Origin of the sequence: Halochromatium glycolicum, from assembly GCF_016584085.1 — a bacterium.
GTDB lineage: Bacteria > Pseudomonadota > Gammaproteobacteria > Chromatiales > Chromatiaceae > Lamprobacter > Lamprobacter glycolicus.
This window is the reverse complement of record NZ_NRSJ01000002.1, coordinates 211,844-221,363: the sequence shown is the minus strand read 5'-3', so window position 1 is coordinate 221,363 and position 9,520 is coordinate 211,844. Positions and strand designations below refer to the sequence as shown.

General features: G+C 65.1%; 10 protein-coding genes. 9 read left to right on the top strand and 1 reads right to left on the bottom strand.

What is annotated here, in order from left to right; genetic code table 11:
- Positions 1-576: 576 nt before the first annotated feature.
- On the bottom strand, positions 577-1,911 hold the full coding sequence (gene urtA, locus CKO40_RS02335) for an urea ABC transporter substrate-binding protein (protein WP_242476730.1): 1,335 nt from the start codon (positions 1,909-1,911) through the stop codon (positions 577-579).
- 200 nt (positions 1,912-2,111) lie between these two features.
- Between urtA and CKO40_RS02330 the strand changes: the two genes are divergently transcribed.
- From CKO40_RS02330 to draG, 9 genes are all read left to right on the top strand, one after another.
- On the top strand, positions 2,112-2,537 hold the full coding sequence (locus CKO40_RS02330) for a type II toxin-antitoxin system prevent-host-death family antitoxin (RefSeq protein WP_242476729.1): 426 nt from the start codon (positions 2,112-2,114) through the stop codon (positions 2,535-2,537).
- Between the two features lie 23 nt (positions 2,538-2,560).
- Positions 2,561-3,079, top strand: coding sequence for a PIN domain-containing protein (locus tag CKO40_RS02325; RefSeq protein ID WP_200344348.1), 519 nt, complete (start codon positions 2,561-2,563; stop codon positions 3,077-3,079).
- A 268-nt stretch (positions 3,080-3,347) separates the two neighbouring features.
- Positions 3,348-4,880 carry a nitrogenase cofactor biosynthesis protein NifB gene (gene nifB / locus CKO40_RS02320; RefSeq protein WP_200344346.1) on the top strand — a complete coding sequence of 511 codons (1,533 nt, stop codon included), beginning with the start codon at positions 3,348-3,350 and terminating at the stop codon, positions 4,878-4,880.
- A 277-nt stretch (positions 4,881-5,157) separates the two neighbouring features.
- A complete protein-coding gene (locus tag CKO40_RS02315) occupies positions 5,158-5,436 on the top strand; it encodes a 4Fe-4S binding protein (protein WP_200344344.1) in 279 nt (92 codons plus the stop codon).
- A gap of 130 nt (positions 5,437-5,566) precedes the next feature.
- The gene (locus CKO40_RS02310) at positions 5,567-6,955 is read left to right on the top strand and encodes an FprA family A-type flavoprotein (RefSeq protein ID WP_200344342.1); all 1,389 of its coding nucleotides are present in this window, start codon (positions 5,567-5,569) and stop codon (positions 6,953-6,955) included.
- 89 nt (positions 6,956-7,044) lie between these two features.
- Entirely contained in the window at positions 7,045-7,329 is a 285-nt protein-coding gene (locus CKO40_RS02305; RefSeq protein WP_200344340.1) for a 2Fe-2S iron-sulfur cluster-binding protein, read from the top strand.
- 53 nt (positions 7,330-7,382) lie between these two features.
- Entirely contained in the window at positions 7,383-7,730 is a 348-nt protein-coding gene (locus CKO40_RS02300) for a 2Fe-2S iron-sulfur cluster-binding protein (RefSeq protein ID WP_200344338.1), read from the top strand.
- A gap of 162 nt (positions 7,731-7,892) precedes the next feature.
- Positions 7,893-8,498 carry a nitrogen fixation protein NifQ gene (locus CKO40_RS02295; RefSeq protein WP_200344336.1) on the top strand — a complete coding sequence of 202 codons (606 nt, stop codon included), beginning with the start codon at positions 7,893-7,895 and terminating at the stop codon, positions 8,496-8,498.
- On the top strand, positions 8,473-9,432 hold the full coding sequence (gene draG, locus CKO40_RS02290; protein WP_200344334.1) for an ADP-ribosyl-[dinitrogen reductase] hydrolase: 960 nt from the start codon (positions 8,473-8,475) through the stop codon (positions 9,430-9,432). Before CKO40_RS02295 ends, draG begins: the two co-directional genes overlap by 26 nt.
- Positions 9,433-9,520: the final 88 nt, after the last annotated feature.

The following is a 9,520-nucleotide window of genomic DNA, read 5'->3' as shown; positions in this document are numbered from 1 at the left end:
ACTCGGCTGACTCGGGCTGGGCAGTCGCGGACGGGGCAGACACGCGCTCGTCGGCAACCGCGGGCTCGACAGCCGAAGGCTGGGGAGACGTGGGCTCGGAGGCCACCGGCCCGGCCCACAGCAAGGTCAACAGCAGGCCGGTAACAAGCACACCGAGTGAGCCCAACGGTTTTGTCGAAGCAGAGCGGGATCGGCTCATCGATGCGGCAACCCAAAAGCAGACGAGGGAGCGAAACCCTGGCCAGAGCGCAAAAACGTCATCCTCCGGAGACTGGTGTCTGGCCGAATGACGCGCCCCAAGCTGGACCATGTTTGCCGTGGAGTAGCGGCAGCGAGCATTCTATTCTCCGGGGTGGCGCGCCGTCATGATCGCTACACTGGCCCCAGTTTGGAACAGCGGCTGCCATCCCTGGCAGCGGGACCCGGCCGCTCGCTCCCGATCTCGACGCGAAGACGGCCTGGCCCGGATCGGCCGTCGCGATTATGCGCGACTGGTACGCACTCGCCAAACGAGCAGACCTGATGAGCCGAACGTCGACCGGCGCGCCCGCAGCAGGCCGACGCCGGCACGATCCGTCATTCGGCCGCTTCTTCCGAGCCGAGGCATTCCTCGGTCTTGGTATTGTAATTGCCGCACTGGATTGGGTCAGTCCAGTCGCCGACCAGGTCCTTCGAGCCTTCCAGATAGTCCGACCAGGCATCGCCAGGCACGGCCTCGGTCTGGTAGACGATCGCGAACTGGCCATCATCCTGGATCTCGCCGATCAGTACCGGCTTGGTGATGTGATGGTTGGGCAGCATCTCGGCGGTGCCGCCGCTGAGGTTGTCGGTCGTCAGCCCGACGATCGCCTCCTCGACCTTCATCGGATCGGTGGTGCCGGCCTTCTCGACCGCCTTGACCCAGAGATCGAAGCCGATCTTGTGCGCCTCCATCGGGTCGTTGGTCACCCGATCCGGGTTGCCGATGAACGCATGCCAGGTTTCGATGAACTCATCGTTGGCATCGGTCGGCACACTCATGAAGTAGTTCCAGGCGGCGAGGTGCCCGACGAGCGGGGCGGTGTCGATGCCCGAGAGCTCTTCCTCGCCGACCGAGAACGCGATCACCGGGATGTCCTCGGACGAGATGTCCTGATTGGCGAGTTCCTTATAGAAGGGTACGTTGGCGTCGCCGTTGATGGTCGAGACCACCGCGGTCTTCTTGCCCTCGGAGCCGAATTTCTTGATCTCGGCCACGATCGACTGCCAGTCCGAATGGCTGAAGGGGGTGTAGTTGATCATGATGTCCTCTTCGGCCACGCCGTTCTGCTTCAGGTAGGCCTCGAGGATCTTGTTGGTGGTGCGCGGGTAGACGTAATCGGTTCCGGCGAGCACCCAGCGCTCGACGCCGAGCTCGTCCTTCAGATAATCGACCGCCGGGATCGCCTGCTGATTCGGCGCCGCGCCGGTGTAGAAGACGTTCTCGGACGACTCCTCGCCCTCGTACTGGACCGGATAGAACAACAGCCCGTCCAGCTCCTCGAACACCGGCAGCACCGACTTGCGCGAGACCGAGGTCCAGCAGCCGAACACGGCGGCGACCTTGTCCTGCTCCAGCAGCTGCCGCGCCTTCTCGGCGAACAGCGGCCAGTCCGAGGCCGGATCGACCACGACCGCCTCCAGCTGCTTGCCGAGTAGACCGCCCTCCTCGTTCTGCTGCTCGATCAGCATCAGCATCGTGTCCTTGAGCGTGGTCTCGCTGATGGCCATGGTGCCGGAGAGCGAATGCAGCACGCCCACCTTAATGGTCTCGTCGCCGGAGTCGGCATTCGCATCGGCCGACTCCTCGGCCCAGCCGGAGAGCGAGGCACTCAGCCCCAGCGCCAGGCCGGCGCCGAGCAGCATTGGTTTGCAAGACGGGATCGCTATCATCCAGAGGTCTCCTGTGGTGTAAGCCTTCGTGACGGTTCGCCAGCAGCGGGATGCTGCCGGGCCGTGCGAAGCAAATCTCGCACCAAAAAGGTAACCTATTCTGACAAAACGATAATCAGAAGCCCGCGGCGTCGATCCAAGCCCTAAGCGCACCAACTCGGAACAGCGCTGCGACCGTTGGTGCAGCCGAGTGCACCGAGTTGGCGCTACCCGTCGCTGATCAAGGCACAGCAACGACGATCGCGTGTGCTACGCTTCGCGAGCACAAATGTTACAACCCTGTGCTGCCCCAAGTGGAACCCCTCGACATCTTCTCGATACGCGATCTCCGCACACGTTCCAGTGATCTCGTAAAGGACGCCGAGCTCGGCCAGCCGGCGATCATCACCAAACGTGGACGACCCGCAATCCTTGCTGTGCCGTTCGACCGGCGACTCATCGATCAAGGTATTCATCGTGCACTGGCCTTGACGCTATTTGAGCAGCAGCGCATTACTCTGGCCCAAGCCTCGAAGCTCGCTGGGCTTGCACTGGATGAATTCATCGATCTGCTCGGGCGCGCCGGACTGCCCGCGGTGGACTACCCGCCTGAAGAACTTGCGGAGGAAATGGACACCGCGCTTTAGAGATCGATTCAATCCACACCGAGATGAGTACGATCGTCGTCGCCGACGCGGGCCCGCTGATTGCCTTGGCTCGAATCGAGCGACTCTCGCTGTTGGCGTCGCTTTATGGTCCCGTCATCGTCCCTGAGATCGTGCTGAGTGAGCTACGCCTCGGCTTAGACCGACCCGGTGCACGCGTGCTGGCAGACGCCGTTGCCCAAGGTGACATTCGGTCTCACCCTTTACCTCCGGATGACGAGGTGGACTTCGCCCAATTGAGCCTTGTCCTTGACGCCGGCGAGTCGGCCGCCATCGTGCTGGCGCAGACATTGCCGTCTCGCTTCCTGCTGATCGACGAACGACGCGGACGGGCGATTGCGCGGCGCCGCGCGATCCCGGTTGTCGGACTCGCCGGCGTGTTGCTGGCCGCGAAGCAGCGCGGACGACTGGACGCCGTTGAGCCGGTATTGAGGGCACTCTCGCAACAAGGCTATCGGCTATCCGATGCACTCGTTGCCGAGGTCCTGCGATTGGCTGGTGAGACCCCGAATCAAAAGGCCTGACGAAACCGGCCGCCTAGCCTGAACAGGCTGCTGGTCTCGGTCACCGCCGAGCACATCCTGTTGCAACCTGCACGCGTCGCAGACCCGACAAGGACGCCTCGCGCTTTGTCGACACCCCCACAGCCGCGCCGGCGCACCCGCTCCAGTCCCTTATCCATCAACCACTTAAATTCTCCTTCAACCTGGGCACAGCCTTTGCTTACTAGCCTTGAAGACGCTTTCCTGCGCCGTGTCGACGGCGCCGACAGACTTCGAGGAGACCCAGCAGATGGCGCAACATGTAACCACTCTGCACCCAGAGCGCGCGACGGCCGGCGGCTGTTCGGCGAGCGGCTGCGGCAGCAAGCCGGACAAGCTTGCCCATCTTCCCGAGGCCATCCGCGCCAAGGTCAAGGACCATCCCTGCTTCTCCGAAGAGGCCCACCACCACTATGCCCGGATGCACGTCGCCGTCGCGCCGGCGTGCAACATCCAGTGCCATTACTGTAATCGGAAGTACGACTGCTCCAACGAGTCCCGCCCCGGCGTCGTCTCCGAGCTGCTGACGCCGGAGCAGGCGGTCAAGAAGACCCTCGCCGTCGCCGCGACCATCCCGCAGATGACCGTGCTCGGCATCGCCGGCCCGGGCGATCCGCTTGCCAACCCCGAGCGCACCCTCGCCACCTTCCGCGAGCTATCCGCGAAGGCGCCGGACATCAAGCTGTGCGTCTCGACCAACGGCCTCGCGTTGCCGGAGCTGGTCGACGCGATCTGCGAGCACAACATCGACCACGTCACCATTACCATCAACAGCATCGACCCCGAGATCGGCGCGCAAATCCACCCCTGGATCTTCTGGAAGAACCGGCGCATCAAGGGGATCAAAGCGGCCCGTATCCTGATCGAGCAGCAACAGAAGGGCCTCGAGATGCTCGCCGAGCGCGGTGTGCTGGTGAAGGTCAACTCGGTGATGATCCCGGGCGTCAACGATCAGCACCTGAAGGAGGTCAGCCGCGTCGTCAAGGCGAAGGGCGCCTTCCTACACAACGTGATGCCGCTGATCGCCGAGCCCGAGCACGGCACCTTCTACGGCCTGATGGGCCAGCGCGGTCCGAGTCATGACGAATTGCAGGCGCTTCAGGACGCATGCGCCGGCGACATGGCGATGATGCGCCACTGCCGCCAGTGCCGCGCGGATGCCGTTGGCATGCTCGGCGAGGACCGCGGCGCCGAGTTCACGCAGGACAAGATCGACACCATGGAGATCGACTACGCTGCCGCAATGGAGCGCCGGGCGGCGGTCCATGCCGAGATCGAGGCCAAGCGACAGGCCCAGCGCGCGGCGCCCCCACAGACGCCGAATCAGGCCTTCGTCTCGGTCGCATCGATCCCCCGCCGGCGTGCCGAGCTGCCGAGCCGGAGCGCCAGCCGTCCGCTGCGCATCGCCGTCGCCAGCAGCGGCGGCGGCCTGATCAATCAGCACTTCGGCCATGCGCGCGAATTCCTGGTCTACGAGGCCGATGAGCAGCAGGTGCGCTTCGTCGGCACGCGCCGGGTCGAGGCCTACTGCAGCGGCGGGGATACCTGCGGTGAAGCGGAGACGGCGCTCGCCGGGACCCTCCGCGCGCTCGACGGCTGCGAGGCCGTGCTCTGCTCGAAGATCGGGATCGAGCCCTGGGACGCGCTCGAGGCCGCCGGCATCGCCCCGAACGGCGAGCACGCGATGGAGCCGATCGAGGACGCGGTCGCCGCCGTCTATGCCGAGCTCAGCGCGAACGGGCAGCCGGGCGAGCGCATCGCCGACGCCGCCCTAAGTGCCTGACTCAGTTTGCGCCTGATTCAGTTTGCCCGGGCCAGAACGTCCAACGGCCACACCGGAATCCGACTCTGACACTGGACGCCGGCGTTAGAAAAGGGGTTGGACGACGCAGCTGGAACAGGAAACTGGACACGGGCGATGGGGCGCGAAGACCGAGGCGCACCCGAGCTGAGACGCCGCGCCAAGCGCACGCGGAGCACGCTGATCGCGAGACTCGTCGCGCCCCGCGTCATGCGAGGCCGCACCGATGGAAACACTGAACTGCAACCGAGACCGAACCATGGCCTACCAAATCACCGATGGCTGCGTGAACTGCTGGGCCTGCGAGCCCCTCTGCCCGAGCCAGGCCATTCAGGCCGCGAAGCCGCACTTCGTCATCGACGCCGCCCAGTGCACCGAATGTGTCGGCGACTATGCCGAGCCGCAGTGCGCGAGCATCTGCCCGATCGAGGGCGCGATCCTCGACGCACTGGGCGCGCCGGTCAACCCGCCCGGCTCGCTGACCGGCATCCCGCCGCAGCGCATCGCCGAGGCAATGGCTGAGATCCGGGCTCGCTGAAGCTGGGCTCCTCCCAGCCAGGCTCCTCCCAGCCAGGCTCGCACAGTGTGGGCTCGCCGAGTCTGAGCCCGCGCACCTGCACGGCCAACCGCCAACCGTCACGCGATCCCGCGAAGGACAGGAATCATCCATGAACAGCGACGATGCCATCGCCGCCGGCAATGACGCCGTTGAGATCGCCAACGGCGTGCATTGGATCGGGGCGCTGGACCCAGGTCTGCGCCACTTCGATCTGATCCTGCGCACGAGCAACGGCACCAGCTACAACGCCTATGTCGTGCGCGGCCGCGACGGCGTCGCGGTCATCGACACGGTCAAGGCGGAACACGCGGAGTCCTTCTTCAGCCGCCTCGAATCGGTCGCCCGCTACGACGAGATCCGGGTGATCGTGCTCAACCATCTCGAGCCCGACCACACCGGCGCCCTGCCCGAGCTGCTGCGCCGCGCACCGCAGGCACGGCTGCTGATCTCCAAGCGCGCGCCGGCGATGCTCAAGGCGCTGCTGAAGCCGACGACCGACCAGCTCGACTACGAGACCGCCGACAACGGCGACGAGATCGACCTCGGCGATCGGCCACTGCGCTTCCTGCACACGCCCTTCCTGCACTGGCCGGACACCCAGTGCACCTATCTCGCCGACGAGCAGGTGCTGTTCTCGGGCGATCTGTTCGGCTGCCATTACTGCGACGCACGCCTGTTCAACGACCGGGTTGGCGATTTCCGCTTCGCGTTCGAATACTACTACGCGCACATCATGCGCCCGTTCAAGGCGCATCTGCGCGATGCCCTGCGCCTGATCGCGCCGCTGCCGCTGGCCCTGCTCGCGCCGGCCCATGGTCCGGTGTTGCGCGAGCGGCCACGCCGCTACATCAGCCGGTACCGCGAGCTGGCGCTGTGCGACGAGGGCTTCGAGCAGGCCGTGACCGAGGGCAACGACCACCGCTCGCTGATCCTGTTCTTCCTCAGCGCCTACGGCAGCACCGCGCGCATGGCCGACGCGGTCCGAGCGGGCGCCGAGCGCGTGCCTGGCGTGCGGGTCTCGTTGCACGACCTCGAGGGCGGCGAGACGCAGCCGTTCGTCGATCTCATCGAGCAGGCCGACGGGATCGTCCTCGGCTCACCGACGATCAACGGCGATGCCGTCAAACCGATCTGGGACCTGCTGTCCTCGCTGACCGTGGTCGATCTGCGCGGCAAGCTCGGCGCCGCCTTCGGCTCCTACGGCTGGAGCGGCGAGGCGGTGCCGATGATCGAGGACCGGCTGCGCGGGCTCAAGCTGCGGGTTCCGGTTCCGGGCCTGCGCGTGAAGCTGGTGCCAACCGAGGACGAACTCACCGAGAGCCAGGCCTTTGGACAACGGCTGGCGCAAGCACTGATGCAAGGCGACGCTGGCGCTGGCGCTGGCGCTGGCTCAGACACGGGCACGAGCACGACTCGTGGCACTGACGCAAGCACAGCGACCGACCCGCCCTCAACGGGGGGCGGCGCAAAGCGCGTCCTGGACTTCTCCGAGCTGTGAGCTGACACCGAGCGACGGCGCGCTCACTCAGAGCCGCCAAAGGCAACCCATCCCTATCAACCCACCAACGAGCGAGAGTGATCAACCCCATGCCAAAAGCGAAAGTCACCTTTCAAGACATCGACCAAACCGTCAACGTCCCCGCAGGTATCCGTGTCATCGACGTCTCTGAAAAGGTCGGCGCCGGGATCATCTACGGCTGCCGCGAGGGCGACTGCGGCACCTGCATGATGCATGTCACCGAGGGCTGGAACAATCTGACCGAGCCCTCGGTGCTGGAAGAGAAGGTCCTGCGCGAGAACATGGCCAGCCGCCACGACCGGCTCGCCTGTCAGGCCCAGATCATCGGCGACTGCACCGTCAAGCCGGCCTGAATGAATTCACCATTCAAACTTCAAACTTCAAACTTCAAACTACGGAGCGTTCCATGGCCCTCGTCACCTTTTCCAATCCAGACTTCAAGGACAAGACCGTCTATGCGGTCGCCGGTAGCCACACCGAGACCCTGCTCAAGCTCGCCAAGGAGAACAAGATCCCGGTGCAATTCGACTGTCAGGATGGCGAATGCGGCCACTGCCTGGTCCGCGTGACCAGCATCGATGAGAAGGATCGCATGGGCTATTTCCTGACCGATAAGGAGCAGACTGTGCTCAAGGAGCTCGGCAAGCTGACGCAGGATCAGATCGATCAGCTTCATGTGGACGACATGCCAAGCGAATGGCGGCTCGCCTGCCAGATGATCGTCCGCGACGAAGACATCCTGGTCGAGTACTGACCGATGGCTGGCATCGGTGCCACTTTTCGCCAGGCCGAGGATCGCGTTACCCTGGATCAGTGGTCTGGCGACCCACGGTCTGGGCACCTACAGTCTCGGCAACCGCAGTCTGGGCAACCGCGGTCTGGGCACTCAGGGGCTGAACACGCAGACCCTGGCGGTATGCCCGGCCCGAACCAGGCAGCGGCTGCGCCGCTGGCGGCCTGCCCGAGCAGGACAAGGGTCGATGACTGGCGGCAGTGGCTGCTGGGCCATGCCGCTGGTGACCCCAATGCGCGGCCCCTCGCCTCGATGCTCGCGAGCCAGCAGTGCGGGCGCGGCGCCATGCCAGACTGGCTCGGTCTCGGTGCCGCGGAGTTCAAAGCATTGGTCGCGCATCACTTCCCGGCGCTCCCTCTCTCGGCGCTGCAGCAGACCGGCTGCACGCTTGACCCAAGCCGGCTAGACGAGCTCGATGAGCTGGTCCGTCTATTGCTTAATGATATTGCAAGGCCAAGCGGCAACCAACGCTGGCTGGCCGTGATCGTGGCGACGGGCTGCATGGGAAGCGATCACCTCTGGCAAGACCTCGGTCTCTGGGAGCGCGCCGAGCTGAGTCAGCTGATGGAACGAAACTTCCCCGCTGTCGCCCAACGTAATGATGCCGACATGAAATGGAAACGGTTTCTGTACAAGCAATTGTGCGAGACCGAGGGCATCTACACCTGTCGCTCACCCTCCTGCGAGGTCTGCGTCGACTATCATGTTTGTTTCGGCCCTGAGAACTGAATTCCTGCTCGTCGCCGAGAACGGCAGCGGCGATCAGATCAAACGTCGCGCGATCGGCGCCTACCTCGGTCTGGCCGTCGGCGATGCGCTCGGCGCCACCGTCGAGTTCATGACGCCGCGCGAGATCCGCACCCACTACCGGGAGCATCGCGACATCAAGGGCGGCGGCTGGCTCAAACTGCGCAAGGGACGGGTCACCGATGACACCGAGATGGCCCTTGCCCTGGGCCGCAGCATCCTCTCCGCCGGCGGTCTCGACGCCCAGTCCGCCGCCGAGGCCTTCAGCGCCTGGATGCGCAGCAAGCCGATCGACATCGGCAACACCGTGCGCCGGGGTATCTCCCATTACCGGCGCACCGGCGAGGCCGAGTCCGAGGAGAGCGCGTTCGACGCTGGCAACGGCGCCTGCATGCGCTGCCTACCGGTGGCCCTGGCCACGCTGGGCGCCGATCACGACCTCGTCGATGAGGCGAATCAGCGTCAAGCCCATGTCACCCACAACAATCCGACCTCCGACGCCGGCACCCTGTGCGTGATCCGGATGGTCCAGGCCGCCCTGCTCGGCGGCACCCGCACCGATCTCAAGCTCCTGGCCGAAGCCCTGGTCGCCGAGGAACCGGTCTTCGCCTACGACCGCAAGCGGTCCGAGAACCCGAGCGGCTTCATCGCCGACACCCTGAGGACCGTCTTCCAGTCCCTCTTCGCCACCGACAACCTCGAGACGGCCTTGATCGACGTGGTCAATCGCGGCGGCGACGCCGATACGACCGGCGCCATCCTCGGCATGATCGCCGGCGCCCTCTACGGTCCATCCGCCTTCCCGTCACGCTGGGTGCGCACGCTCGATCCCGAGGTCCGCCAACAGTGCCTCGTCCAGGCGCAGGAGTTGCTCAAGCTGGCGCCCTTGTGCCGAGCCGAAACATCATCGCGGTGATGCCACTCTTGCTGCCCCGCACCCAGAGCAGGAAACAATTCAACTCGAGCATCCCCCTTCAGAGTGGCCCGGGTCTCCACATGAGCCT

Coding starts and splice junctions, on each gene's coding strand:
- draG (WP_200344334.1), top strand. CDS start 8,473: ATGTTTGTTTCGGCCCTGAGAACTGAATTCCTGCTCGTCGCCGAGAAC.
- CKO40_RS02310 (WP_200344342.1), top strand. CDS start 5,567: ATGAACAGCGACGATGCCATCGCCGCCGGCAATGACGCCGTTGAGATC.
- urtA (WP_242476730.1), bottom strand. CDS start 1,911: ATGATAGCGATCCCGTCTTGCAAACCAATGCTGCTCGGCGCCGGCCTG.
- CKO40_RS02300 (WP_200344338.1), top strand. CDS start 7,383: ATGGCCCTCGTCACCTTTTCCAATCCAGACTTCAAGGACAAGACCGTC.
- CKO40_RS02325 (WP_200344348.1), top strand. CDS start 2,561: ATGAGTACGATCGTCGTCGCCGACGCGGGCCCGCTGATTGCCTTGGCT.
- CKO40_RS02295 (WP_200344336.1), top strand. CDS start 7,893: ATGCCCGGCCCGAACCAGGCAGCGGCTGCGCCGCTGGCGGCCTGCCCG.
- CKO40_RS02305 (WP_200344340.1), top strand. CDS start 7,045: ATGCCAAAAGCGAAAGTCACCTTTCAAGACATCGACCAAACCGTCAAC.
- nifB (WP_200344346.1), top strand. CDS start 3,348: ATGGCGCAACATGTAACCACTCTGCACCCAGAGCGCGCGACGGCCGGC.
- CKO40_RS02315 (WP_200344344.1), top strand. CDS start 5,158: ATGGCCTACCAAATCACCGATGGCTGCGTGAACTGCTGGGCCTGCGAG.